General features: G+C 72.3%; 21 protein-coding genes and 2 pseudogenes. 16 read left to right on the top strand and 7 right to left on the bottom strand.

The genetic code is table 11. From position 1 onward, the window contains the following. Positions 1-272: 272 nt before the first annotated feature. The 10 genes and pseudogenes from AB0B50_RS39140 to AB0B50_RS39095 form a co-directional block, all read left to right on the top strand. Positions 273-1,322 (top strand): annotated as a pseudogene (locus AB0B50_RS39140) (SPFH domain-containing protein); the annotation flags it as partial. 25 nt (positions 1,323-1,347) lie between these two features. Next, on the top strand, positions 1,348-2,241 hold the full coding sequence (locus AB0B50_RS39135; protein WP_362340981.1) for a C40 family peptidase: 894 nt from the start codon (positions 1,348-1,350) through the stop codon (positions 2,239-2,241). 254 nt (positions 2,242-2,495) lie between these two features. Further along, positions 2,496-3,455, top strand: a complete 960-nt coding sequence (locus AB0B50_RS39130; RefSeq protein ID WP_362341229.1) for an EamA family transporter — start codon at positions 2,496-2,498, stop codon at positions 3,453-3,455. A 111-nt stretch (positions 3,456-3,566) separates the two neighbouring features. Beyond that, a complete protein-coding gene (locus tag AB0B50_RS39125; RefSeq protein ID WP_362340979.1) occupies positions 3,567-4,364 on the top strand; it encodes a TIGR03084 family metal-binding protein in 798 nt (265 codons plus the stop codon). Beyond that, entirely contained in the window at positions 4,361-6,064 is a 1,704-nt protein-coding gene (locus AB0B50_RS39120; protein WP_362340976.1) for an acyclic terpene utilization AtuA family protein, read from the top strand. The genes AB0B50_RS39125 and AB0B50_RS39120 overlap by 4 nt, the downstream gene beginning before the upstream one ends. Next, on the top strand, positions 6,061-7,665 hold the full coding sequence (locus AB0B50_RS39115; RefSeq protein WP_362340974.1) for a carboxyl transferase domain-containing protein: 1,605 nt from the start codon (positions 6,061-6,063) through the stop codon (positions 7,663-7,665). The genes AB0B50_RS39120 and AB0B50_RS39115 overlap by 4 nt, the downstream gene beginning before the upstream one ends. Before the next feature lie 51 nt (positions 7,666-7,716). Then, positions 7,717-9,618, top strand: coding sequence for a biotin carboxylase N-terminal domain-containing protein (locus AB0B50_RS39110; RefSeq protein ID WP_362340971.1), 1,902 nt, complete (start codon positions 7,717-7,719; stop codon positions 9,616-9,618). Continuing rightward, complete coding sequence (locus AB0B50_RS39105; protein WP_362340969.1) at positions 9,615-10,805, top strand: acyl-CoA dehydrogenase family protein; 1,191 nt, start codon at positions 9,615-9,617, stop codon at positions 10,803-10,805. Before AB0B50_RS39110 ends, AB0B50_RS39105 begins: the two co-directional genes overlap by 4 nt. A 10-nt stretch (positions 10,806-10,815) precedes the next feature. Beyond that, positions 10,816-11,550 (top strand): enoyl-CoA hydratase family protein, encoded by a 735-nt coding sequence (locus tag AB0B50_RS39100; protein WP_362340967.1) that lies wholly within the window; start codon positions 10,816-10,818, stop codon positions 11,548-11,550. After that, the gene (locus tag AB0B50_RS39095; protein WP_362340964.1) at positions 11,538-12,131 is read left to right on the top strand and encodes a TetR/AcrR family transcriptional regulator; all 594 of its coding nucleotides are present in this window, start codon (positions 11,538-11,540) and stop codon (positions 12,129-12,131) included. The genes AB0B50_RS39100 and AB0B50_RS39095 overlap by 13 nt, the downstream gene beginning before the upstream one ends. Positions 12,132-12,355: 224 nt before the next feature. On the opposite strand, the gene AB0B50_RS39090 is transcribed toward AB0B50_RS39095, so the two are convergent. Next, positions 12,356-13,456: a citrate synthase 2 gene (locus AB0B50_RS39090; protein ID WP_362340961.1), complete on the bottom strand. Its 1,101-nt coding sequence runs from the start codon at positions 13,454-13,456 to the stop codon at positions 12,356-12,358. Positions 13,457-13,847: 391 nt separating this feature from the next. Between AB0B50_RS39090 and pdxH the strand changes: the two genes are divergently transcribed. Further along, a complete protein-coding gene (pdxH, locus tag AB0B50_RS39085; protein WP_362341226.1) occupies positions 13,848-14,486 on the top strand; it encodes a pyridoxamine 5'-phosphate oxidase in 639 nt (212 codons plus the stop codon). A 125-nt stretch (positions 14,487-14,611) separates the two neighbouring features. Here the strand turns inward: pdxH and AB0B50_RS39080 are convergent, their stop codons facing one another. Next, on the bottom strand, positions 14,612-15,475 hold the full coding sequence (locus tag AB0B50_RS39080) for an alpha/beta hydrolase (protein ID WP_362340959.1): 864 nt from the start codon (positions 15,473-15,475) through the stop codon (positions 14,612-14,614). Positions 15,476-16,080: 605 nt separating this feature from the next. Further along, positions 16,081-16,773, bottom strand: a complete 693-nt coding sequence (locus tag AB0B50_RS39075) for a metal-dependent transcriptional regulator (protein WP_055702402.1) — start codon at positions 16,771-16,773, stop codon at positions 16,081-16,083. 159 nt (positions 16,774-16,932) lie between these two features. Between AB0B50_RS39075 and AB0B50_RS39070 the strand changes: the two genes are divergently transcribed. Then, positions 16,933-17,706: an SIS domain-containing protein gene (locus AB0B50_RS39070; protein WP_362340957.1), complete on the top strand. Its 774-nt coding sequence runs from the start codon at positions 16,933-16,935 to the stop codon at positions 17,704-17,706. 47 nt (positions 17,707-17,753) lie between these two features. Here AB0B50_RS39070 and AB0B50_RS39065 read toward each other — a convergent pair whose 3' ends face one another. Both AB0B50_RS39065 and AB0B50_RS39060 read right to left on the bottom strand, forming a co-directional pair. Then, positions 17,754-18,956, bottom strand: a complete 1,203-nt coding sequence (locus AB0B50_RS39065) for an ATP-binding protein (protein ID WP_362340954.1) — start codon at positions 18,954-18,956, stop codon at positions 17,754-17,756. Between the two features lie 8 nt (positions 18,957-18,964). After that, the gene (locus AB0B50_RS39060) at positions 18,965-19,633 is read right to left on the bottom strand and encodes a response regulator transcription factor (RefSeq protein WP_362340951.1); all 669 of its coding nucleotides are present in this window, start codon (positions 19,631-19,633) and stop codon (positions 18,965-18,967) included. Positions 19,634-19,755: 122 nt separating this feature from the next. Here AB0B50_RS39060 and AB0B50_RS39055 point away from each other — a divergent pair, with 122 nt between their 5' ends. The 4 genes from AB0B50_RS39055 to AB0B50_RS39040 are packed head-to-tail and all read left to right on the top strand — an operon-like array spanning position 19,756 to position 23,241. Continuing rightward, positions 19,756-20,244 (top strand): hypothetical protein, encoded by a 489-nt coding sequence (locus AB0B50_RS39055; RefSeq protein ID WP_362340949.1) that lies wholly within the window; start codon positions 19,756-19,758, stop codon positions 20,242-20,244. Beyond that, positions 20,241-21,314 carry a peptidoglycan-binding protein gene (locus AB0B50_RS39050; RefSeq protein ID WP_362340946.1) on the top strand — a complete coding sequence of 358 codons (1,074 nt, stop codon included), beginning with the start codon at positions 20,241-20,243 and terminating at the stop codon, positions 21,312-21,314. Before AB0B50_RS39055 ends, AB0B50_RS39050 begins: the two co-directional genes overlap by 4 nt. Further along, on the top strand, positions 21,311-22,018 hold the full coding sequence (locus tag AB0B50_RS39045; protein ID WP_362340943.1) for an ABC transporter ATP-binding protein: 708 nt from the start codon (positions 21,311-21,313) through the stop codon (positions 22,016-22,018). The genes AB0B50_RS39050 and AB0B50_RS39045 overlap by 4 nt, the downstream gene beginning before the upstream one ends. Beyond that, complete coding sequence (locus tag AB0B50_RS39040) at positions 22,018-23,241, top strand: ABC transporter permease (protein ID WP_362340941.1); 1,224 nt, start codon at positions 22,018-22,020, stop codon at positions 23,239-23,241. The genes AB0B50_RS39045 and AB0B50_RS39040 overlap by 1 nt, the downstream gene beginning before the upstream one ends. Positions 23,242-23,437: 196 nt before the next feature. On the opposite strand, the gene AB0B50_RS39035 is transcribed toward AB0B50_RS39040, so the two are convergent. Both AB0B50_RS39035 and AB0B50_RS39030 read right to left on the bottom strand, forming a co-directional pair. Then, a complete protein-coding gene (locus AB0B50_RS39035; RefSeq protein WP_362340938.1) occupies positions 23,438-24,250 on the bottom strand; it encodes an ABC transporter permease in 813 nt (270 codons plus the stop codon). Continuing rightward, positions 24,247-24,378: pseudogene (locus AB0B50_RS39030) on the bottom strand (ABC transporter); the annotation flags it as partial. The gene AB0B50_RS39035 and the pseudogene AB0B50_RS39030, both read right to left, overlap by 4 nt.

The raw sequence follows: 24,378 nt of genomic DNA, 5'->3' as shown, positions 1-24,378 counted from the left end.
TGATCATCTGTCGAGGCGTCAGTTGACGTACGCCCGCGAGAAGTCTGGTTGTGCCCGTGCCGGAAGAGCCGAAGGAACCCGCAGCGCCGCAGGAGCCCGAAGGGCTCGGGAAGCCGGTCAAGTCGGGTGACGGCGGCGCGATCCGCGAACTCGTCGTACGCAACCGCCACGACTCCATACCGATGGACCTGCTGTTCCGGGGCGACACGGCGGAACTGCCGGAGCCGTCGGAGCCGTCGGAGTCGGCGGAGCCTTCGGGAGGGCTGAAGCGGCCGGGGGCACTGAAGCGGCCGGGAGCGCCGAAGCGGCCGGAGCGAGCCGAGGTGCCGCAGAACCGCGCCGAGAAGCCGCGGGAAGCGGCGGCGTCCGTCGAGGGCAGGCGGCAACCGCTCTCCCCGCCCCGACCCGACCGCGACCTCGTCGAGCGGCGCGGCCCCGCGTGCTCCGGCTGGTGGGCCCTGCTCGTGGCGCTGCTCTCCCTCGCGGGCGCCGCCTGCCTCGTCTGGTCCGGCGGCCTGCTGCCCGAGCGGATCACGGAGTTCCTGCGCCTGCCCGAGCGGCCTGACCACGGGCTCGACGCCTGGCGGTGGGCGGCCGTCGGCGGCTGCGGGGTCGTCACCCTCTTCGCGCTCGGCGGGCTCACCCGCGGGCGGGTCGGCAGCGCGTGGACCCTGTCGCTGTTCGGGCGGTACCGGGGCAGTGTGCGGCGCACCGGCCTCGTATGGATCAGCCCGTTGATGCTGCGCAGGCGCGTGGACGTGCGGCTGCGGCACTGGCGCAGCGAACCGATGTCCGTCGTCGACGCGCAGGGCGTCGAGCTGCGGGTGGTCGTCCTGGTGGTGTGGCAGGTCAAGGACGCGGCACGCGCGCTGTTCACGGTCGACGACCACATCGCGTATCTGAGGGAGCAGGTGGAGGCGGTGACCGCGCGCGTGGTCTCGCGGCTGCCCGCCGACTCCTTCCGCGAGCCCGCCGACGACGCCCCGACCCTGCGGGACGCCGAGGCCGTGGGCGACGCCCTGACCAGGACGCTCGCCGCGGAGTGCAGGGCCGTCGGCGTCGAGGTCTTCTCGGCGAGGCCCACGCGCGTGGAGTACGCGCCGGAGGTGGCGGCCGCGATGCAGCGCCGCCAGATCGCCGCCATCGACGCCAAGCACCGGGACAGCGTGCTGACGTCGGTGCTCGACGCCGTGGACGACACCGTCCGCAGGCTCACCGAACGAGGGCTCGTCACACTCGACGACTACGAACGGAAGGCCCTGGTCAAGGACTTGACGGTGGCCTTCTACACGGCGCGGGGGAACGCCGTGGACACCCACTGAGCCGTACGGAACGAGAGGTCCCCACGTGCAGACACCCCGATTCACCGAAGAGATACCCGCCGATTGCGCCTGCGGACACTGCGCGGCGGCTCTGGCCGCGGCCGACGGGGAGCGGCGGCGGTGCGGCACCGTGCGCGGTGCCGTGGTCGCCGCCGTCGGCGCGGCCGTGCTGGTGGGCACGGCGGCCGGGACCGCGTCGGCCGAGCCCGCGCCGAGCCGTGCGGGCTGGGACGGCTCCAAGTACTGGTACAAGGACGCCACCGGCTGGTGGCGGTGGACGTCGCACCACGACAAGTACGTGGCGCGGTCCGGGAAGGGGGCCGCGACCTCGCCGGGGAAGGCCGCGGCCGCCACCGGACGCCGGGCCCCGTCCGGTGAGCCCACCTTCCGCGGCCGTGGGGGCTGGGACGCCACCGACCGCGTGTACTGGTACCAGAAGGCGGGGCACTGGTACTGGACCAGCCACAAGGACAAGTACGAGCGGTATGCGGGCCGCTCCGGCACGGGGTCGGGGACGGGTTCGGGCACGGGGGCGGGTTCCGGCATGCCCCGCAGGCACGGCACCGAGGCCGCCATCCAGTACGCGATGGCGCACCTCGGCGACCCCTATGTGTGGGGCGGCAACGGACCGCACGGCTGGGACTGCTCGGGCCTGGTGATGGCGGCGTACCGGCAGGCGGGCATCGGCCTGCCGCGCGTCGCCGACGCGCAGTACCGCGCCACGCAGCCGATCTCACGCGGCCAGCTGCGCCGCGGTGACCTGGTGTTCTGGAGCAGCAACGGCAGCTCGTCCGGCATCCACCACGTGGCGATCTACCTGGGCGGCAGCCAGTACCTGGAGGCCCCGCGGCCCGGCAGGAGTGTCCGGATCTCGTCCTTCAGCTCGTACAACCCGAACATGTACGGCCGCGTGAGGTAGCGCGCCGCTGGGCGATGGTTCGTGACCGAGGACAGGACCAAAGAGGGTCCACAATCCTGTCCTGGTGCACTACCTTGGACGGTGAAGTCCAGGACGCTGGACTCCGGGCAGTCGGGAAACGCACCAGGGAAGGCTCGTCCGTGAATGTCACGCGCAGCGATCAGGCCACATCGACGGCGGCTCCGGAGGCGGCCCTCACGCCTGCCGCCGAGGCGGCTTCGGAGGGGGCCGCGGCTGTCGGTGGACTCCGTGGCCTGCATGGTCTGCATGGCCTGCGTGGTCTGCGTGGTCGCATCGGCGCCCTCGGTCCCGTCGGGCTCGTCCTCGCGGGCGGGATCTCCGTACAGTTCGGCGGTGCGGTCGCGGTGACCGTGATGCCGCGGGTCGGCCCGGTCGGCATCGTGGCGCTGCGGCTCTTCTTCGCCGCGCTCGTGCTGTGCGTCGTGTGCCGGCCGAAGGTGCGGGGGCATTCGCGTGCCGACTGGGGCACGGTCGTCGCCTTCGGTGTGGCCATGGCCGGGATGAACGGGCTGTTCTACCAGTCCCTGGACCGCATCCCCATGGGTCCGGCCGTCACCCTCGAAGTCCTCGGCCCGCTCGCGCTCTCCGTCATCGCGTCCCGCCGCGCGGTGAACGTGATCTGGGCGGCGCTCGCGCTCGGCGGCGTCTTCCTGCTCGGCGGCGGGGGCGGCCTCGACGGCCTCGACCCGGTCGGCATCGCCTACGCCCTCGGCGCCGGTGCGATGTGGGCGGCGTACATCGTCTTCAGCGCCCGCACCGGGCGGCGCTTCCCGCAGGCCGACGGGCTGGCCCTCGCGATGGTGGTCGCCGCGGTGCTCTTCCTGCCGCTCGGGATCGTCGACGCCGGCTCGAAGCTGGTCCAGCCGGGCACGGTGGCGCTGGGCGCGGCCGTGGCGGTGATGTCGTCCGTGCTCCCGTACACCCTCGAACTCCTCGCGCTGCGGCGGCTGCCGGCGCACACCTTCGCCATCCTGATGAGCCTGGAACCGGCCATCGCGTCCATCGCGGGCTTCCTCGTCCTCAGCCAGGCCCTGTCCGCGGCAGAGGCCTTGGCCATCGCCCTGGTCATCGCGGCGAGCATGGGCGCGGTGCGGACGCAGGTGGGGCGGGGGAAGGCGAAGGCCGCGGACACGGGCGCGAAGCCGGGCGGCGAGCCGGGCGGCGAGCCGGGCGCGGGGTCGGCTGCCGGGTAGGCCCCGAAGCCCCGCGCGCAGGCGGCGAAAAGTAATGCAAGCACGCTTGCTTGTTTCTGTGCGCGCTGCCATGCTCCCAGGCACACCGCCCTGCCCCGAGGGGAGCGTTCCGTGTCCGATGCCCTGTCCGTGCTCGACGACCTGCGCAGCGAGAGCGAGGAACTCGACCGTCTCGTAGGGGAGTTGAGCCGGGAGCGGTGGTCCCTCGCGACGCCCGCGCCGGGCTGGACGATCGCCCACCAGATCGCCCATCTCGCCTGGACCGACCGGGCCGCGCTGCTCGCGGCCACCGACCCGGCGGCCTTCGCCGTCGAGGTCGAGAAGGCGGCCGCGGCCCCCGACACGTTCGTGGACGAGGGCGCGGAGGACGGTGCCGCGCTGCCGCCCGCCGAGCTGCTCGCCCGCTGGCGGGACGGGCGCGCACAGCTCTGGCAGACCCTGGCCGAGGCCCCCGCGGGCACCCGCCTGCCCTGGTACGGGCCGCCCATGGCCGTGCCCTCCATGGCGACCGCGCGGCTCATGGAGACCTGGGCGCACGGCCAGGACGTGGCGGACGCGCTCGGCGTGACACGGGCCCCCACCGACCGGCTGCGGCACGTGGCGCGGATCGGGGTGCGGGCGCGTGACTTCGCCTTCGCCGTGCGGGGGTTGGGCGCGCCCGACGAGGAGTTCCGCGTCGAGCTCACCTCGCCCGTGACGGGGGAGGTCTGGGCGTACGGACCCGAGGACGCCGCCCAGCGCGTGACCGGGCCCGGCCTCGACTTCTGCCTGCTCGTCACGCGCCGCGCCCACCGCGCCGACCTCGCGGTGCGCGCCGAGGGCCCCGACGCCGACCGCTGGCTGGACATCGCCCAGGCCTTCGCGGGCCCGCCGGGCGCGGGGCGCGCCCCCGAGGGAGGCGGCCGGTGACGCCGTCGCCCCTGCGCATCGGCAACGCCTCCGGTTTCTACGGGGACCGCTTCGACGCCATGCGCGAGATGCTCACCGGCGGCCCCCTCGACGTTCTCACCGGGGACTACCTCGCCGAGCTCACCATGCTCATCCTCGGCCGCGACCGCCTCAAGGACCCCGCGCGCGGGTACGCCAAGACCTTTCTGCGGCAGTTGGAGGAGTGCCTCGGGACCGCCCAGGAACGCGGCGTGCGCATCGTCGCCAACGCGGGCGGGCTCAACCCCGCCGGACTCGCCGACGCCGTGAGGGAGTTGGCGGGGCGGCTCGGGCTCGGTGTGCGGGTCGCGCACGTCGAGGGCGACGACCTCGGCAGCCGCTTCCCCGGCGCCCTCACCGCCAACGCCTACCTCGGCGGCGCCGGCATCGCCGCATGCCTGGAGGCGGGGGCCGACGTCGTCGTGACCGGGCGCGTGACCGACGCCGCCCTGGTCACCGGGCCCGCCGCCGCCCACTTCGGGTGGGGCCCCCAGGCGTACGACAGGCTCGCGGGCGCCGTCGTCGCCGGGCACGTCCTGGAGTGCGGCACCCAGGCGACCGGTGGGAACTACGCCTTCTTTGCCGAGCGCGGCGACTTCTCGACTGCCCTGCGTCGGCCCGGGTTTCCGCTCGCCGAGATCCATCACGACGGGTCCGCAGTCATCACCAAACACCCCGGCACCGGCGGCCTCGTCGACGTCGGCACGGTCACCGCGCAGCTCCTCTACGAGACGCAGGGCGCCCGGTACGCGGGCCCCGACGTGACCGCCCGGCTCGACACGGTCGCCCTCACCCAGGAGGGACCCGACCGCGTACGGATCGACGGTGTGCGCGGTGAGGCACCGCCCCCGGCGCTCAAGGTGGGCCGGGTCCGCCTCGGCGGCTTCCGCAACGAAGTCGTCTTCGTGCTCACCGGCCTCGACATCGACGCCAAGGCCGCCCTCGTCCGCGCCCAGCTGGAGGACGCCCTCGACCGCGCCAAGTCACGCCCCGCCGAGGTGCGTTGGGATCTCGCCCGCACCGACCACGCGGACGCCGCCACCGAGGAGACCGCCAGCGCCCTGCTCCGCCTCGTCGTGCGCGATGCCGACGCCGACGCGGTCGGCCGCGCCCTGAGCGGCGCCGCGATCGAGCTCGCCCTCGGCAGTTGTCCCGGCTTCCACGTGACGGCACCGCCCGGCAAGGGCGCGCCGTACGGGGTCTTCGAAGCCGCCTGCGTGGACCGGGCGGACGTCGCGCACGTGGCCGTGCTGCCCGACGGGGAGCGGCGCCCCGTCCCCTCCGGCGCCGACACCCGCGTACTCGAAGACCTGGCAGCCCCGCCGCTGCCCGCGCCCCTGCCGCCCGGCCCCACCCGCCGCGCCCCCCTCGGCCTCGTCGCCGGAGCCCGCAGCGGGGACAAGGGCGGCGACGCGAACATCGGCGTATGGGTGCGCACCGACGACGCCTGGCGGTGGCTCGCCCATGAGCTGACCGTCGAGCGCCTGCGTGAACTGCTTCCTGAGACCGCCGAGTTGAACGTCGTACGTCATGACCTGCCGAATCTGCGCGCCCTGAACTTCGTCGTCGAGGGGCTGCTCGGCGAGGGCGTGGCCGCACAGGCCCGCTTCGACCCGCAGGCCAAGGGCCTCGGTGAGTGGCTGCGCGCCCGCCACCTGGACATACCGGAGGTACTGCTGTGACCGTCCTCGCCTCCGCGCTCGACCCGGAGAGCGCCGAGTACGCCGAGCACCGCGAGGCCATGCTGGCCAAGCTCGCCGAGCTCGACGCCGAGCAGGCCAAGGCCCTCGAAGGCGGCGGTGAGAAGTACGTCCAACGGCACCGCAAGCGCGGGAAGCTGCTCGCCCGCGAACGCATCGAGCTGCTCCTGGACCCGGACACGCCCTTCCTGGAGCTGTCGCCGCTGGCCGCCTGGGGCAGCGACTATCCCGTCGGCGCCTCCATGGTCACCGGCATCGGCGTCGTCGAGGGCGTGGAGTGCCTGATCACCGCCAACGACCCGACGGTGCGCGGCGGCGCCTCCAACCCCTGGACGCTGAAGAAGGCCTTCCGCGCGCACGAGATCGGGCACGCGAACCGGCTTCCCTCGATCCACCTCGTGGAGTCCGGCGGCGCCGACCTGCCCTCGCAGAAGGAGATCTTCATCCCGGGCGGCGCCCTGTTCAAGCACCTCACGCAGTCCTCGGCCGCGGGGATTCCGACGGTCGCGGTGGTCTTCGGGAACTCGACCGCCGGCGGCGCCTACGTGCCCGGCATGAGCGACCACGTGATCATGGTCAAGGAGCGCGCGAAGGTCTTCCTCGGCGGGCCGCCCCTGGTGAAGATGGCGACCGGCGAGGAGAGCGACGACGAGTCGCTGGGCGGCGCCGAGATGCACGCCCGCACCTCCGGCCTCGCCGACTACCTCGCCGAGGACGAGCACGACGCGCTCCGCCAGGCCCGCCGCGTCGTCTCCCGCCTCAACTGGCGCAAGGAGTACGCCGATCCGGACCCGCTGTCGGTCGTGCCGCCCAAGTACGACGAGGACGAGCTGCTCGGCATCGTCCCCGGCGACCTGAAGAAGCCGTTCGACCCGCGCGAGGTGATCGCCCGCATCGTCGACGGCTCCGACTTCGACGAGTTCAAGCCGCTGTACGGGAGTTCACTGGTCACCGGCTGGGCCGCCCTGCACGGCTATCCCGTCGGCATCCTCGCCAACGCCCAGGGCGTGCTCTTCAGCGAGGAGTCCCAAAAGGCCGCGCAGTTCATCCAGTTGGCGAACCAGCGCGACATCCCTCTCCTCTTCCTGCACAACACCACCGGCTACATGGTCGGCAAGGAGTACGAGCAGGGCGGCATCATCAAGCACGGCGCGATGATGATCAATGCGGTGTCGAACTCGAAGGTTCCGCACCTGTCCGTACTCATGGGCGCCTCGTACGGCGCCGGGCACTACGGCATGTGCGGGCGCGCCTACGACCCCCGCTTCCTCTTCGCCTGGCCGAGCGCCAAGTCCGCGGTCATGGGTTCGCAGCAGCTCGCGGGTGTCCTGTCGATCGTGGCGCGCGCCTCCGCGCAGGCCAAGGGCCAGCCGTACGACGACGAGGCGGACGCCGGTCTTCGCGCCATGGTGGAGCAGCAGATTGAGTCCGAGTCCCTGCCGATGTTCCTGTCGGGGCGGCTCTACGACGACGGCGTCATCGACCCGCGCGACACCCGCACCGTCCTCGGCCTGTGCCTGTCCGCGATCCACACGGCCCCCTACCAGGGCGCGCGCGGCGGCTTCGGCGTCTTCCGGATGTGACCCCCGTGACCGCCATATGACCGCCATGACCACTGTGCTGAGGAACTCTCCATGATTACTTCCCTGTTGGTGGCCAACCGGGGCGAGATCGCCTGCCGGGTCTTCCGCACCTGCCGCGAGCTCGGCATCGCCACCGTCGCCGTGTACTCCGACGCCGACGCGAACGCCCTGCACGTGCGCGAGGCCGACACGGCGGTACGGCTGCCCGGCTCGGCGCCCTCCGAGACGTATCTGCGCGGCGACCTCGTCGTGAAGGCCGCGCAGGCCGCGGGCGCCGACGCGATCCACCCCGGCTACGGCTTCCTCTCCGAGAACGCGGGCTTCGCGCGCGCCGTCCTGGACGCGGGCCTCGGCTGGATCGGCCCGCCGCCCGAGGCGATCGAGGCGATGGCGTCCAAGACGCGCGCCAAGGAGCTGATGGGCATCGAGTCGCTCGGCGAGGTCACCGAGGCCGACCTGCCCGTCCTGGTGAAGGCGGCGGCGGGCGGCGGCGGACGCGGCATGCGTGTCGTACGGGAACTGGCCGTCCTGGAGGACGAGTTGGCGGCGGCGCGGGCCGAGGCCGCCAGTGCCTTCGGTGACGGCGAGGTGTTCGTCGAGCCGTTCGTCGAGGGCGGGCGCCACGTCGAGGTGCAGATCATGGCCGACGCGCACGGCACCGTGTGGCCGCTCGGCACCCGCGACTGCACCCTCCAGCGCCGCCACCAGAAGGTCATCGAGGAGTCCCCGGCGCCGGGGCTCCCCCCGGACCTCGTGGCCGAACTGCACGCGCAGGCGGTGCGGGCCGCCCGCGTCACCGACTACCGCGGCGCGGGCACCGTCGAGTTCCTGGTCGCCGAAGGGCGCGCGCACTTCCTGGAGATGAATACCCGCCTCCAGGTCGAACACCCCGTCACCGAGGCGGTCTTCGGCCTCGACCTCGTGGCCCTGCAGATCCGTGTCGCCGAGGGCGAGGCGCTGGAGGGCGAGCCGCCGGCTGCCTGCGGGCACGCCGTCGAGGCCCGCCTGTACGCCGAGGACCCGGCGGCCGACTGGGCCCCGCAGACCGGCACCCTGCACCGCATCGACGTACCTGGCAGCGTGCGCCTCGACAGCGGCTACGCGGCGGGCGACACCATCGGCGTGCACTACGACGCGATGCTCGCCAAGGTCGTCGCGCACGCGCCCACCCGCGCCGAGGCCCTGCGCAAGCTCGCGGGCGCCCTGGAGCGCGCCGCGGTCCACGGCCCGGTCACCAACCGCGAGCTGCTCGTACGCTCCCTGCGCCACCCGGAGTTCACTGGCGCCCGCATGGACACGGGTTTCTACGACCGGCACGCCCCTGACCTCGCGGCCTCCGCCCCCGACCCGCTCGCCCCGCTGGCCGCCGCGCTCGCCGACGCGCAGGGTCGCTCCCGGTTCGGCGGCTGGCGCAACCTGCGCTCGCAGGCCCACCTCAAGCGCTACCGCAGCGAGCCCGACGGCACCGAGCACGAGGTCCGCTACGACCACGGGCGGGACGGCCTGAGCGCCGAGGGCGTCGGCGTGATCAGCGCGGGGCCGGGTCTCGTCGTACTGGAAGTCGACGGAGTCCAGCGGAAGTTCACGGTCACGCGGTACGGCGACGACCGCGTGCACGTCACGACCTCCGGGTCGGACACCGCGCTCACCCCGCTGCCCCTGCTCCCCGAGCCCACCACCCGCCAGGACCCCGGCTCGCTGCTCGCCCCGATGCCCGGCACCGTCGTGCGCGTCGCCGAGGGGCTCACCGAGGGGGCGCCGGTCACCGCCGGGCAGCCCCTGGTCTGGCTGGAGGCCATGAAGATGGAGCACCGCATCTGTGCTCCCGCCTCCGGCACGCTCACCGCCCTGCACGCCGTGCCGGGCCGCCAGGTCGAGGTCGGTGCGCTGCTCGCGGTCGTCGACGTCGCCCAGGACTCCGTACAGGTCGCACAGGAGGAACAGCCCGCATGAGCACCGTACGCAGCACCGCTCGCAGCACCGTCCTCGAAACCGAAGAGCACCAGGCACTGCGCGCCGCCGTCGCCGCACTCGGCAAGCGGTACGGCCGCGACTACCTCGCCCGCGTCGCCGAGAGCGGCGGCCACCCCGACGAGCTGTGGGCGGACGCCGCGAAACTCGGCTACCTGGGCGTGAACCTGCCCGAGGAGTACGGCGGGGGAGGCGGCGGCATAGCCGAACTCTCCATCGTCCTGGAGGAGTTGGGTGCGGCGGGCTGCCCCCTCCTGATGATGGTCGTCTCGCCCGCGATCTGCGGCACGGTCATCGCACGCTTCGGCACCGACGAGCAGAAGCGGCAGTGGCTGCCGGGTCTCGCCGACGGCTCCCGCACCATGGCCTTCGGCATCACCGAGCCGGACGCGGGCTCCAACTCCCACCGCATCACCACCACCGCACGCCGCGACCCGGACTCCGGGGACTGGCTGCTCACCGGCCGCAAGGTCTTCATCTCCGGCGTCGACATCGCCGACGCCACACTCATCGTGGGCCGCACGTCCGACGCGCGCACCGGCAACCTCAAGCCGTGCCTGTTCATCGTCCCGCGCGACGCCCCCGGCTTCGAGCGGCGGCAGATCCCCATGGAACTCCGCGCCGCGGAGAAGCAGTTCGAGCTCGTACTCGACGACGTACGGCTGCCTGCCGAGGCGCTCGTCGGCGACGAGGACGCGGGTCTGCTCCAGCTCTTCGCGGGCCTCAACCCCGAGCGCATCATGACGGCCGCGTTCGCGATCGGCATGGGCAGGTACGCGCTCTCCTGCGCCGTCGAGTACGCCAAGGAACGCAGCGTGTGGAAGTCCCCGATCGGCGCCCACCAGGCCATCGCGCATCCGCTGGCCCAGTCGCACGTCGAGCTCGAACTGGCCCGCCTGATGATGCAGAAGGCCGCCCGGCTCTACGACGAGGGCGACGACGTGGGCGCGGGCGAGGCCGCCAACATGGCCAAGCTCGCCGCCGCCGACGCCTGTGTGAAGGCCGTCGACCAGTCCGTGCACACCCTCGGCGGCAACGGCCTGACCACGGAGTTCGGCCTCGCCTCGCTGATCGTGGCGTCGCGGGTGGCGCGGATCGCCCCGGTGAGCCGGGAGATGATCCTCAACTACGTCTCGCACCAGACGCTGGGCCTGCCCAAGTCCTACTGAGGAGCCCCGCATGACTCTCTCCGTCTCCTCTCCCGCGCGCGGCATCACCACCGTCACGCTGGCCGACCCCGAGCGGCGGAACGCGATCTCGGCTGACCTGGTGGGCGCCCTCGCCGAGGCGCTCGACGACCTCGGCAAGGACCCCGACACCCGGGCCGTCCTCCTCACGCACACCGGGACGACGTTCTGCGCGGGCGCGGACCTGAAGGCGCCCCCGGATCCGCGGGATTTCGTGCGGCTGTTGCGTCAACTCGTGACCCTCCCCAAGCCCGTGGTCGCGCGGGTGGACGGGCATGTGCGGGCGGGCGGCCTCGGCCTGCTCGGCGCTTGCGACATGGCGGTGGCGGGCCCCGCCGCGTCCTTCTCCTTCACGGAGGTGCACATCGGCGTCGCCCCGGCGGTGATCTCCATGCCGCTCCTGCCCCGCCTCGACCCGAGCGCGGCGTCCCGCTACTACCTCACAGGGGAGCGCTTCGAGGGGGCGGAGGCGGCGCGGATCGGTCTGGTCACGGCGTACGCGGCCGACGTCGACGCCGCGCTCGAACCGATCCTGGACGGGCTCCGTGCGGCGGCGCCGCAGGCCCTGGCCGAGACGAAGAAGCTGCTCACGGCTAGGGTGCTCGACGCATTCGACGACCACTCGGACGCCCTGATCTCCCTGTCCGCGCGGCTCTTCGGCTCCGCCGAGGCGCGCGAGGGAATGGCGGCGTTCCTCGAACGACGGGAGCGCCCATGGGTGCTGTGACCGCCGCCGACCGCGCGCCCAAGCAGGACCGCAGCCGTGCCACGCGCCAGAAGCTCCTGGAGGCCGCGGTGTCCTGCCTCGCCGAGCACGGCTGGGCGGGCTCGACGGTCTCGGTGGTCGCCGAGCGGGCGGGTGTGTCGCGGGGCGCGGCGCAGCACCACTTCCCCACCCGGGAGGACCTCTTCACGGCCGCCGTGGAGTACGTCGCCGAACAGCGCTCCACGGCGTTGCGCTCGCTGCCTGCGCAGGACAGGGCCTCGGTGGTCGCGGCCCTCGTCGACCTCTACACGGGCCCGCTGTTCCGTGCGGCGCTGCACCTGTGGGTGGCGGCGTCGAACGAGCCCGCGCTGGGTTCGCGGGTGACGGAACTGGAATCCCGCGTGGGCCGCGAGACGCATCGCATCGCGGTGGAACTCCTGGACGCGGACGAGTCGCGTCCAGGGGTCCGCGAGACGATTCAGGGCTTGCTGGACATGGCGCGGGGGCTGGGCCTGGCGAACCTGCTGACGGATGACGGGGCGAGGCGGGAGAGGGTTGTTGCGCAGTGGACGGTGCTGGTGGAGGGCGCGCTGCAGGCCTGAACCTTCCCCGACCCCGCCCCTTCCCGAAACTGGGGCTCCGCCCCAGACCCCGCTCCTCAAACGCCGGAGGGGCTGAAAGACAAGAGCGCCGGACGGGCTGGATTTTTCAGCCCGTCCGGCGTTTGAGGACGAGCGCGGAGCGCGATCGACCGAGCCCCGGGCGGCGGAGCCGCGACTTTCGGGAAGGGGTGGGGTCGGGGGAAAAGAACCGCCGGAGGCAGGGCTCAGCGGGTGATCTCGTCGTACCCCTCGATCGCCTGCGGGGAGCGGCTGCCGGGCCCGATGTAGCGGGCCGAGGGCCGCACGAGCCGCCCCGTCCGCTTCTGCTCAAGGATGTGCGCCGACCATCCCGCGGTCCTCGCGCACGTGAACATCGACGTGAACATGTGCGCAGGGACCTCGGCGAAGTCGAGCACGATCGCCGCCCAGAACTCCACGTTCGTGGCGAGAACCCGGTCGGGACGGCGCGCGTGCAGCTCGTCGAGCGCCGCCTTCTCCAAGGCTTCGGCCACCTCGAAGCGCGGTGCGCCCAGCTCCCGCGCCGTACGCCGCAGCACCCGCGCCCGTGGGTCCTCCGCCCGGTACACCCGGTGGCCGAAGCCCATCAGCCGCTCGCCCCTGTCCAGGGCCTGCTTCACGTACGTGACCGCGTCCCCGGTGCGCTCGATCTCCTCGATCATCCCGAGGACCCGGGAGGGCGCACCGCCGTGGAGAGGACCGGACATGGCACCCACGGCACCCGAGAGCGCCGCCGCGACGTCCGCGCCCGTCGACGCGATGACCCGCGCCGTGAACGTGGAGGCGTTCATGCCGTGCTCGGCGGCCGACGTCCAGTACGCGTCGACGGCCTGGACGTGCTTGGGGTCGGGCTCCCCGCGCCACCGCTTCATGAACCGCTCGACGACCGTCTCGGCCTTGTCGATCTCCCGCTGCGGCACCATCGGCAGGCCCTGCCCGCGGGCCGACTGGGCGACGTAGGAAAGGGCCATGACGGCGGCGCGCGCCAGGTCCTCGCGGGCCTGCTCCTCGCTGATGTCGAGCAGCGGCCGCAGGCCCCAGACGGGCGCGAGCATCGCGAGCGCGGACTGGACGTCGACGCGGATGTCGCCGGAGTGCACCGGGATCGGGAAGGGCTCGGCGGGCGGCAGACCGGGATTGAAGGCGCCGTCGACGAGCAGGCCCCACACGTTCCCGAAGGAGACGTGGCCGACCAGGTCCTCGATGTCGACGCCGCGGTAACGGAGCGCGCCGCCTTCCTTGTCCGGTTCGGCGATCTCCGTCTCGAACGCGACGACTCCTTCAAGTCCAGGTACGAAGTCGGACATCAGGCGGCTCCTCGTGATGGGTTCGACATGATGGTTTCGAGAGATGGGGTTGCGATCAGCTCATGACCATGTGTCAAAAATGGGCGGTTACGGTCCGGTTCCACGGTCGAGTACGCCAAATGTCCGGCGAACCCGGTGACTCGCGGTCCGGATCGTTCATCCCGGTGATGCCCCGTGAGGCTGGTGGTCACCCAACCGATGCGGCAGCAGGACGATATCCCTTGGTGCCACCTTTGGCGATGGAATGCGGCACTCAGTGCCACACGTCACCTCGGAGAGGTGACGTACACCCCGTCGGACGACCCTTCGTATACGGCAAGATGACCGCGTGACCGACTCCAGTGCGCCCCGCCACGAACCCCTTCCGGACTCCCTGCCGGAGCCGGCCGCCATGCGAGAGCAGTACGTCACGGCGGGGCTCGACGAGACCGAGCTCGCCGCGGGGCCCATGGACCAGTTCGCGCTCTGGTTCAAGGAGGCGGCACGCGACCGGGAGGCCGTCCACGAGCCGAACGCCATGGTGGTGTCCACAGCCGACACCGAGGGGCGGCCCAGCTCCCGCACGGTGCTCCTGAAGGGCTTCGACGAGCGGGGCTTCGTCTTCTTCACCAACTACGAGTCCCGCAAGGCCCGTGAGCTGTTCGCCAACCCGTATGTCTCGCTGCTCTTCCCCTGGCACCCCATGGCCCGCCAGGTGATCGTCTCCGGCACGGCGGCGCGCGTCGGGCGCGAGGAGACCGTCGCCTACTTCCGCACTCGCCCGCACGGCTCCCGCCTGGGCGCCTGGGCCAGCGCCCAGTCGTCCGTACTGGCGTCGCGCGGCGAACTGGACCGTGCGTACGCCGAGTTGGAGGCCCGCTACCCGGAGGGCGAGCAGGTGCCGGTGCCGCCGCACTGGGGCGGCTTCCGGGTGCGGCCGGATTCGGTGGAGTTCTGGCAGGGCAGGACGAACCGCCTGCACGACCGGTTGAGGTATGTGCGAGCGGACGGCGGGCAGGGGGGCTGGCGGATCGAGCGCTTGAGCCCGTGATCACCCGCACTGTCGGGCGATGGCGGGAAATGTGAGCCTGTCCGGCGATTGAGGACGAGCAGGCCAAAGGCCACGGCAGACGGCACCCCCTACCCCGTCGGGACCCCTAACCCGTCAGGACCCCGTCACCCCGTCAGGACCCCGTCCAGGAACGGTTCGATCGCGGCGCGCCAAGCGCTCGGCTGGTCGTAGTGGACGAGGTGGCCGGCGTCGGCCACCTCCGCGTACTCCCCGCGGGGCAGCACCCGGACCATCTCCTGGGACTCGGCCCGGCCCAGCTCGCCGTCCTGCCCGCGCACGACGAGCGCGGGGCAGCGGACCTGGACCAGCTCCTCCCAGTGCGCGTCGTGCACCCAGGTCTCACGGGACCTGAGCATCTGGGCGCGGTCGAAGACGGGCCGCCAGCCGTCCGGGCTCTCGGCCATCACCTCGGCGAAGAACGCGCCGCGCGCGGGGTTGGGGCGCTCCACCCAGGGGTCGTCCTCGCCGAACCACTTGCGTACGTCGGCGAGGGTCGCGAACGGCACCGGCCAGGACTTGAACCAGTCCTCCCACTCGCGCTGCGAGGCTGCGCCGAGCGCGGAGGCCCGCATGTCGCAGATGATCAGGCCCCGGACGAGGTCGGGGCGGCGCGCGGCGAGCTGCCAGGCGGTGAGCGCGCCCATGGAGTGGCCGATGAGGACGGCGGGCGCGAGGTCGAGCTGGACGAGGGCGGCCTCGGCGTCGTCCACGTAGGCCTCGCGGGTGTAGGGGCCTTCGGGGGGTTTCTCGCTCCTGCCGTGGCCCCGCTGGTCGAGGGCGACCGCGCGATGCCGCTCGGAGAGCCAGCGGGCGGTGCCCGCCCAGTGCGATGCGCGGCCCATCAGGCCGTGCAGTAACAGCACCCCGCCCGGTGACCTCTCGGCCTCCCTGAGCTTGGGAGGGTCGGCGTACTCCCAGGCGGCGAGGCGTACGCCACCCGCGCCCGTCACATCGATGCGCCGCACCATGATTCCTGGCACCCCCCTGGATTCAGCTCGGGATCCACGACTCGTCCTGCCCCACACCCCCGCACGCTATCGAACTCCCTTTCGAGAGCGGCCGGATCGCCTTCGAAAGCGGCCGGATCGCCGATAGCACCCCTCGTTCGGGTGACCATGCTCAAGGATTGACCGGCGCAGCCGAGGGGAGATCTTCATCGGGAGGCGGGCCGCTCGGGGAAACCGGTCCGAGGGGAATGACCTTGAGAGCTCGGGGCTCCAGGTCAGCACAGGGGAGGACAGGCCCCGGCGCTCTTGGGCGCCGGGGCCCTCACTTTCTCCGGCCTGCCCACGGGCCCCGCCGCCGGCCTGCTCGCGGGGTGCGCCGCGGACCTGTTCGCGGGGCGCGCGCAGGCGTCCGCCGGGACGTTCGCGCTCACCAGTCGGGCGCATCCTCCTGCCCCCTCTCCGGCCGTGCGGCCAGACCCGGTGCCGACACGGTCAAGAGCCCTCAGGTCATATGCCTCTCGCGACAGCCTCGCACGCAAAACGCTCCGCCGCTGCGATTCCGCACACTGAATATCTGGTCAACTTCCGCCAGGGAAGCGGAAGTTGACCAAGAATCGCGCGTCTTCTCAGCGCTTGGCGACGAAGACGTGCGACGCGACCTCCGCCGTGAGCTCGGCGGCCTCGCCGCTGCTGCCCACGAGCACGCCGCCCGCCGACTCCGTCACACTCACCACGGAGCCCGGCTGCACGCCGGCCCGCCGCAGCGTGTACATCAACTGGGCGTCCGTCTGGATCGGCTCCCCGATGCGGCGCACGACGACCGTCTTGCCCTCGGCGCCCGGGTCGAGCTCGGTCAGGGAGACCATGCCCTCGTCCAGGAACGGGTCCGCGCCGTCCTTCTCACCCAGCTCCTCCAGGCCCGGGATCGGGTTGCCGTACGGAGACTCGGTGGGGTGGCGCAGGAGCTCCAGGACGCGACGCTCCACGGCCTCGCTCATCACGTGCTCCCAGCGGCACGCCTCGGCGTGCACCTGCTCCCACTCGAGCCCGATCACGTCGACGAGCAGGCACTCCGCCAGGCGGTGCTTGCGCATCACGCGGGTGGCCAGACGGCGGCCCTCCTCGGTGAGCTCCAGGTGGCGGTCGCTGGCGACCGCCACCAGGCCGTCGCGCTCCATGCGCGCCACGGTCTGGCTCACCGTCGGTCCGCTCTGGTCGAGCCGCTCGGCGATCCGGGCGCGCATGGGGACCACACCTTCCTCCTCCAGCTCGAGGATGGTGCGCAAATACATCTCAGTGGTGTCAATCAGCCCCGACATGGGTGCCCCTCAGAATTCGCTCGTGCGCTGGCCCTGCCCTCAATTCTGACGCATACCACCGACAACCGTGCCGCGCCGGTGGAATTCCCGCCCAGTACCGGCCTGTGGCGGTGTTGACAGGGCACTGGTCCAGACCGCAACGTGATGCGAATGAGCTCGATGAGCGAGAGCAACCAGAGCGGTGAGAGCAAGCTGGTGGGTCAGTATTTCGACGCCGCGATCGGTCTGCTCCAGAGGGTCCGCGACGAGGAGTCCGGCAACGTCGCGGCGGCGGGCGGGCTGCTCGCCGACGCGGTCGCGTCCGGCGGCCGCCTCTTCGCCTTCGGCGCCGGGCACTCCTCGCTCGCCGCGCAGGACGTCGTCTACCGCGCGGGCGGCCTCGCCCTGATCAACCTCCTGGCCGTCCCCGGCGTGGTCGGTGTGGACGTGATGCCCGCCACGCTCGGCTCCGCCCTGGAGCGGGTCGACGGGCTCGCGGGCGCCGTCCTCGACTCCTCGCCGGCCCGCCCCGGCGACGTACTCGTGATCATCTCGCTCTCCGGGCGGAACTCGCTGCCGGTGGAGATGGCCATGAACGCCCGCGCCCTGGGCCTGAAGGTCATCGGCGTGACCTCGGTGGCGTATGCGACGGAGACGAAGTCGCGGCACGTCTCGGGGACCTTCCTCAAGGACCACTGCGACGTGGTGGTCGACTCCAAGATCGGCGTCGGTGACGCGGAGCTGTCCCTCGACGGGGTCGAGGCGCCCTTCGGCCCGGCCTCCAGCGTCGTCACCAACGCCCTCATGCAGGCCATGACGGCCGCCGCCGTCGAGGACCTCGCGGCCCGTGGCGTCCAGCCGCCGCTGCTCCGCTCGGGGAACGTGGACGGGGGACACGACTGGAACGGGCGGGTGTTCCAGGAGTACGGGGACCGGATCTTCTACCGGCACTGATCGCGCCCGAACCTCACGCGGGGTCGAACCTCACGCGGGGTCGAACCTCACGCGGGGTCGAACCTCACGCGGACGGTGAGTCCGCCGCCGTCGCTGTTCGCCTCCGCGCAGACGTCCGCGCCGTGGGCCCGCGCGATGGCCGCCACGATCGACAGGCCCAGGCCCGCGCCCTCCCCGCGCGCGTGGGTGCGTTCGTTCAGGCGGCGGAACGGTTCGAAGAGGAGCGGGACCGTGTCGGCGGGGATCTCGGGGCCGGTGTTGGTGACCTCGATCCCGGCGGCCGAGGTCGTCACGTCGACCCGTCCGCCGGGCCGGTTGTAGCGCACCGCGTTCGCCACCAGGTTGTGCACGAGGCGGTCCAGGAGCACGCCGTCGCCCTCCACCGTCAGCGGCTCGGCATGCACGGACACCGTGACGTCGTGCCCGGCGGCCTCCTCGGCGAGGCCGTCCGCGACGGCGTGCGCGAGGACGTCCACCGCGACGGGCTCGCGCCGGTCGAGGCCCTGCTCGGACGCGGCGAGCAGCAGCAGCCCCTCGATGAGGTGCTCGCTGTCGTCCGCGACCGCGATCAGCTTCGTACGGATCCTCGCCACGCGCTCGGGGTCCGGCTCACCGGCGAGACCGATCTCGGCGGCCGCCCGCTGCACGGCCAGCGGGGTGCGCAGCTCGTGCGCCGCGTTGGCCGCGAACCGCTGCTGCGCGCCCACCAGTTGCTCTATCCGGTCCAGCATCTCGTCGAAGGTGTCGGCGAGCTCCTTCAGCTCGCCCGGCGGGGCGTCGAGCGCGATCCGCTCGTGCAGATTGGCCCCGGAGAGCCGCCGCGCCGTCCCGGTGATCACGGAGACCGGGCGGAGCACACGCCCCGCCATCCACCAGGCCAGGGCGATCGACAGGACGGCGTACGCGGCGAACACGATCGCGGAGACGGTCAGGAGGCGGTTCAGGGCGGCCTCTCCCGCGAGGTCGCTGATCTTCGTGACGGCGAGCCCCTTGATCGTCTCCATCTCCTGGGACGTGGGGCGGGCCGATGCCGCGTCGGAGGGCGTCAGCGAGGCGGCGGGCACCGGCACCCCCGGCACCGTTCGCCACGGCGGCACGGGCCCCCGGGGCACGGCCGTGGTCACCGCCGTACTGATGGAGGAGTACAGGCCCTGCTGCACCAGCAGGTACACGACCCCGGTCAGGAGCGCCCCCGCGAGGACGAGGAGGCCGCCGTACAGGGTGGTGAGCCTGGCCCGCTCGCCGCTCATCCCCGCCTTCACAGCGAGCGCCCGACGATCCGGTACCCGGCCCCCGGCACCGTCTCCACCACCTGCGGCTCGCCCAGCTTCGCGCGCAGCTTGGAGAGGGTGACGCGGACCGCGTTCGTGCGGTAACTGGTGTCCTCCTCCCAGACCTGCTCGATCAGGTCCTCGCCGCTGACCACCGCGCCGTCCGCCCGAAGGAGCGCCTCCAGGACCGCGAACTCCTTGCGGGACAGCGCCAGATGGCGGCCGTCCCGGCTGGCCTGGCGGCGCGCGGTGTCCAGGACGAGGCCCGCGCGCTCGATGACCGGGGGCAGCGCGGGGTGCGCGCGGCGTCCCAGCGCGAGGACGCGGGCGAGCAGCTCGTCGTACGCGAACGGCTTGGTCAGATAGTCGTCCGCGCCGAGGCCGAGACCCGCGACGCGGTCACGCACCGTGCTCGCCGCCGTCAGCATCAGGACGCGGGTCAGCAGGCGCTGCTCGACGACGCGGCGGCACACCTCGTCGCCGTGCAGGCCCGGCAGATCGCGGTCGAGGACCATGACGTCGTACTCCCCGAGCTGGAGTTTGCGCAGCGCGGTCAGGCCGTCGGCCGCGACGTCGACGGCCAGCGCGTCGCGCCGCAGCCCGTCGGCGATCATCTCGGCCAGGAATTCCTCGTCCTCCACCAGCAGTACGCGCATGCCGCCCTGTGTACCGGAGAGTGACCTTTCGCCGATGTAAGCGTCTCCGTTGAGAGAAACGAAATCCCGCTTCCCGCCAGCCTGTGGCCGTCAGCCCGCCCCATGTGAAGGGAAGCCACGCCATGAGGACTCGCAAGCGCTCAGCGGCTCTCGCGTCAGGATTCGCCGCCCTCGCCCTGTTCGCAGGAGCCTGCTCCGGTGGTTCCGGCGAGAGCGACAAGTCGAACAGCGCCGACGGCGGCAAGGGCGCCGAGGCCGACAAGGGCTTCAAGCAGCGCGAATGTCTGCGCAAGCACGGCCTGGACGTGGCCGAGCCCAAGTCCGGCCAGGACGCCGCGGGCATCACCATCGGTGGCGACATGAGCAAGGAGAAGATGGAGAAGGCCATGAAGGAGTGCGGCATGGGCGGCGGCTCCAAGGGCGGCGGCATCTCTCAGGCCGACAAGGACAAGATGCTCAAGTACGCCCAGTGCATGCGCAAGAACGGCTACAACATGCCCGACCCAAAGTTCGGCGGCGGCGGCTCGGTCGAGGCCATGCCGATGCCGAAGGGGGCTGAGGCCAAGAAGATGGAGAAGGCCGCCAAGGCGTGCAAGGGCATCGTCGAATGAGGCGCCGCACCGCTGTCGTCGCCACCGTCGTGGCCCTGCTCGCGATCACCGGCGGCGGCATAGCCGTCACCGCCCTCGCCGACGCGGGCGGCGGCACGAAGGACTCCGCCCACCAGGACGCGGGCCTGCCGCCCGCCACCTCGCCCGTCGAGCGCGGCGACCTCAGCAGCAGTACGCAGGTCGACGGCACCCTCGGCTACGCCAAGGAGCGCAAGGTCAACGCGGGCGCGGCGGGCACGCTCACGTGGTGCGCCGAATCCGGCTCCACCATCGAGAGGGACGGGCGCCTGTACGAGGTGAACGGCGCCCCGGTCCGCCTCATGTACGGCACCGAGCCGATGTACCGCACGCTGAAGCCGGGCGACAAGGGCAACGACGTACGGCAGTTGGAGGAGAACCTCGTCGCGCTCGGCTACGGCGCCGGGCTCGCCGTCGACGACACGTACACCGACGGCACGGCCGCCGCCGTCAAGCGGTGGCAGAAGGCCCACGACCGCAAGCAGACCGGCCGCGTCGGGCCCGACCAGATCTCCTTCCAGCCGGCCGCGGTCCGTGTGAAATCCGGCGAGTCGACGGTCGGCGACCAGGTCGCCCCGGGCAAGCCGGTGCTCTCGACGACCGGCTCCGAGCGGGTCGTCCGTGTCCAACTCGACGTCGCTGAGGGCAAATTGGCGAAGAAGGGCACCAAGGTCACCGTCACGCTCCCCGACGGCACGACGGTCGACGGCAAGGTCGCGGCCGTCGGCAGGACCGCCAAGCCCGGCGACGACCCCTCCGACAAGACCCCCAAGATCCCCGTCACCGTCACCTTCGACGCCCCCGGCAAGGTCGAGGGCTTCGATCAGTCGCCGGTCACCGTGAACCTCACCGGTGAGACCCGAAAGGACGTCCTCTCCGTACCCGTCAACGCGCTCCTCGCGCTGCCCGGCGGCGGTTTCGGTGTCCAGGTCGTCGAGGGCGGCCGCACCCGCGAGGTGAAGGTCGAGCTCGGCATGTTCGGCCAGGGCCGCGTCGAGGTCACGGGCGGCGGGCTGCGGGAGGGCATGAAGGTGGGGGTGCCGAAGGTATGAGTGAGGACCAATCTCCCACCGCCGTCGTCGAGTTGGCGGGTGTCACCAAGGAGTACCCCGGCGGTGTCGCCGCCCTGCGCGGGGTCGACCTGACCGTCGACGCCGGTGAACTCCTCGCCATCGTCGGCCCTTCGGGGTCCGGCAAGTCCACCCTCCTGCACATCGTCGGCACCCTCGACCGCCCCACCGCGGGCACCGTCGCCATCGCCGGGCACGACGTCGCGGCCCTCGCCGACCGCAGCCTCTCCGCGCTGCGCGCCCGGCACATCGGCTTCGTCTTCCAGGCGTTCCACCTCGTCCCCGGCATCAGCGCCCGCGACAACGTCGCCGAGGGGCTGCTCTACTCAGGGCTCTCCCGCGCGGAGCGCCGCCGCAGGGCCGCGTACGCCCTGGAGCGCGTCGGCCTCGCCGACCGCATGAAGCACCGCCCGCACGAGCTGTCCGGCGGCCAGAAGCAGCGCGTCGCCATCGCCCGCGCGGTCGTCGGCGAACCCGACCTGCTCCTCGCCGACGAGCCCACCGGTGCGCTCGACTCCGAGTCCGGCGAGGCCGTCATGACCCTGCTGCACGACCTCAACGCGGAGGGCGCGACCATCGCCGTCATCACCCATGACACGGAGATCGCCGAGCGGTTGCCGCGGCAGGTGCGGATCAGGGACGGGCAGGTCGTCGCGGACACGCGGCTCGCGGAGGTCGCGGCCTGATGCCCGGGAAACGTACGAAGCCTACGAAGCGCGCGAAGTTGAAGGCCGCGCGGCTCGGTCCCCGCGATGTCCTGCACGTCGGCTCGGCCGGTCTGCGCAGCCGCCCCGTGCGGGTCGTCCTGTCCGCGCTCGGCATCGCCATCGGCATCGCGACCATGGTCGCGGTGGTGGGCATCTCGTCCTCAAGCAAAGCCCAACTCATGCGCGAACTCGATGCGTTGGGAACGAACATGCTGGTGGCCGCGCCGGGCGAGGCGATGTTCTCCGGAGAGAAGATCTCCCTGCCGCGCGACGCCGTGGGACGGGTCGAGCGGATGGACGGCGTCGAGGACGTCGGCGCGACCGGCGACCTCGACCGCTCCGTGCGGCGCAGCGACAAGATCCCCGAGGACGAGACCGGCGGCATCTCCGTGAAGGCCTCCACCGAGGGCCTGTTGAAGGTGCTGCGCGGCAGGATGGCGCACGGCAGCTGGTTCAACGCGGCGAACGGCCGCTACCCCTCGGTGGTCCTCGGGCACGTCGCGGCCGAGCGGCTCGGCATCACGTCGCCGGGGCAGCAGGTCTGGATCGACGACCGGTACTTCACGGTCATCGGCATCCTCGACGCCCTGCCGCTCGCGCCCGACATCGAGCGGTCGGCGCTGACCGGCTGGGACGCCTCGAAGAAGCTGCTCGGCTTCGACGGCCATCCGACATCGGTGTACGAGCGCTCCACCGACGCCTCCGTGAACGACGTCCGCAAGCTGCTCGCCGCGTCGATCGACCCGGAGACCCCGCGCAACGTCCAGGTCACCGACCCGTCGTCGGCGCTCCAGGCGAAGGCGGCGACGGAGGGCGCGTTCTCCACGCTGCTCCTCGGCCTCGGCGGGATCGCACTGCTCGTGGGCGGGGTCGGCGTCGCCAACACCATGATCATCTCGGTCCTCGAACGGCGGTACGAGATCGGTCTGCGGCGCTCGCTCGGCGCGACCCGGGGGCAGATCCGCGTGCAGTTCGTGACGGAGTCCCTGATGCTCTCGGGCCTCGGCGGGCTCGCGGGCGTCGCGCTCGGCGCGGCGGCGACGGCCGCGTACGCCGCGTCGGGCGGGCTGCCGTGGGTGGTGCCGCCCTGGGCCATGGCGGGCGGCTTCGGCGCGACGCTGGCGATCGGCACGGTGGCCGGTCTCTACCCGGCGGTGCGGGCGGCGCGGCTCTCGCCGACCTTGGCGCTGCACGCGGTGTGACGCGGGCGGGGGCGAGAGCGGGGGCGAGGGCTTCAGGGCCCGTGCCCAGGTCCCGCACATGAACCAGGCGGCGTACTCCGACGTGGGGGTCGGGGTACGCCGCCTTCGGGTGGGGCTGGTGGTGCGGTTGGGGCCAGTGGCTCTGGTGGCTCTGGTGGGACGAGGTGCGGGAGGCTGCCCGCTGTCATGCCGGTGGTTACTTCGCGTCGCTGTTGAACTTCGCGGCCGACCAGAAGTAGCCGAGGACCGCGAGCCCGACGCACCAGGCCAGGGCGAGCCATCCGTTGTTGCCGATCTCGCTGCCGAGCAGCAGGCCGCGCAGGGTCTCGATGGCCGGGGTGAACGGCTGGTACTCGGCGATCGGCCGGAACCAGCCCGGCATCGTGTCGGCCGGGATGAAGGCGCTGGAGACGAGCGGCAGGAGGATCAGCGGCTGCGCGCTGTTCGCGGCGGCCTCGGCGTTCGGGCTCGCCATGCCCATCCCGACGGCGATCCAGGTGAGCGCCAGGGAGAAGAGCACGAGCAGTCCGAACGCGGCCAGCCACTCCAGGGCGGTGGCGTCCGTCGCCCTGAACCCGATGGCCAGGGCGACGGCGCCGACGAGCACGACGCCGGCGACGCACTGCAGCACGCTGCCGATGACGTGCCCGACGAGCACCGAGCCGCGGTGGATGGCCATCGTGCGGAAGCGGGCGATGATGCCTTCGTTCATGTCGGTGGCGACGGACACCGCGGCCCCGATCACCGTGCCGCCGATGGTCATCATCAGGATGCCCGGGACGATGTAGGCGATGTAGTCGGAGCGGTCCGCGCCGCCGATGCCCACGCTCATCACGTCGCCGAAGATGTAGACGAAGAGCAGGAGCAGCATGATCGGCGTGAGCAGCAGGTTCAGGGTGAGCGACGGATAGCGCCTGGCGTGCAGGAGGTTGCGGCGCAGCATAGTGGACGAGTCGCGCAGGGCGAGAGAGATCCGGGACGGGTGGGCGGGAGCCGGGTGAACGCTCATCGGACGGCCTCCTTGGCCTTGTCGGTACCGCTGGTGAGGGCGAAGAACACGTCGTCGAGGTCGGGGGTGTGCACGGTCAGCTCGTCCGCCTCGACGCCGGCGGCGTCCAACCGGTCGAGGACGGCGCG

Source organism: Streptomyces sp. NPDC041068 (assembly GCF_040647455.1).
Lineage (GTDB): Bacteria > Actinomycetota > Actinomycetes > Streptomycetales > Streptomycetaceae > Streptomyces.
Note: the sequence above shows the minus strand (reverse complement) of the source record. Positions and strands in the feature narration are given on the sequence as shown.

Coding starts and splice junctions, on each gene's coding strand:
- AB0B50_RS39110 (WP_362340971.1), top strand. CDS start 7,717: ATGATTACTTCCCTGTTGGTGGCCAACCGGGGCGAGATCGCCTGCCGG.
- AB0B50_RS39105 (WP_362340969.1), top strand. CDS start 9,615: ATGAGCACCGTACGCAGCACCGCTCGCAGCACCGTCCTCGAAACCGAA.
- AB0B50_RS39100 (WP_362340967.1), top strand. CDS start 10,816: ATGACTCTCTCCGTCTCCTCTCCCGCGCGCGGCATCACCACCGTCACG.
- AB0B50_RS39095 (WP_362340964.1), top strand. CDS start 11,538: ATGGGTGCTGTGACCGCCGCCGACCGCGCGCCCAAGCAGGACCGCAGC.
- AB0B50_RS39090 (WP_362340961.1), bottom strand. CDS start 13,456: ATGTCCGACTTCGTACCTGGACTTGAAGGAGTCGTCGCGTTCGAGACG.
- pdxH (WP_362341226.1), top strand. CDS start 13,848: ATGCGAGAGCAGTACGTCACGGCGGGGCTCGACGAGACCGAGCTCGCC.
- AB0B50_RS39080 (WP_362340959.1), bottom strand. CDS start 15,475: ATGGTGCGGCGCATCGATGTGACGGGCGCGGGTGGCGTACGCCTCGCC.
- AB0B50_RS39075 (WP_055702402.1), bottom strand. CDS start 16,773: ATGTCGGGGCTGATTGACACCACTGAGATGTATTTGCGCACCATCCTC.
- AB0B50_RS39070 (WP_362340957.1), top strand. CDS start 16,933: ATGAGCGAGAGCAACCAGAGCGGTGAGAGCAAGCTGGTGGGTCAGTAT.
- AB0B50_RS39065 (WP_362340954.1), bottom strand. CDS start 18,956: ATGAGCGGCGAGCGGGCCAGGCTCACCACCCTGTACGGCGGCCTCCTC.
- AB0B50_RS39060 (WP_362340951.1), bottom strand. CDS start 19,633: ATGCGCGTACTGCTGGTGGAGGACGAGGAATTCCTGGCCGAGATGATC.
- AB0B50_RS39055 (WP_362340949.1), top strand. CDS start 19,756: ATGAGGACTCGCAAGCGCTCAGCGGCTCTCGCGTCAGGATTCGCCGCC.
- AB0B50_RS39050 (WP_362340946.1), top strand. CDS start 20,241: ATGAGGCGCCGCACCGCTGTCGTCGCCACCGTCGTGGCCCTGCTCGCG.
- AB0B50_RS39045 (WP_362340943.1), top strand. CDS start 21,311: ATGAGTGAGGACCAATCTCCCACCGCCGTCGTCGAGTTGGCGGGTGTC.
- AB0B50_RS39040 (WP_362340941.1), top strand. CDS start 22,018: ATGCCCGGGAAACGTACGAAGCCTACGAAGCGCGCGAAGTTGAAGGCC.
- AB0B50_RS39035 (WP_362340938.1), bottom strand. CDS start 24,250: ATGAGCGTTCACCCGGCTCCCGCCCACCCGTCCCGGATCTCTCTCGCC.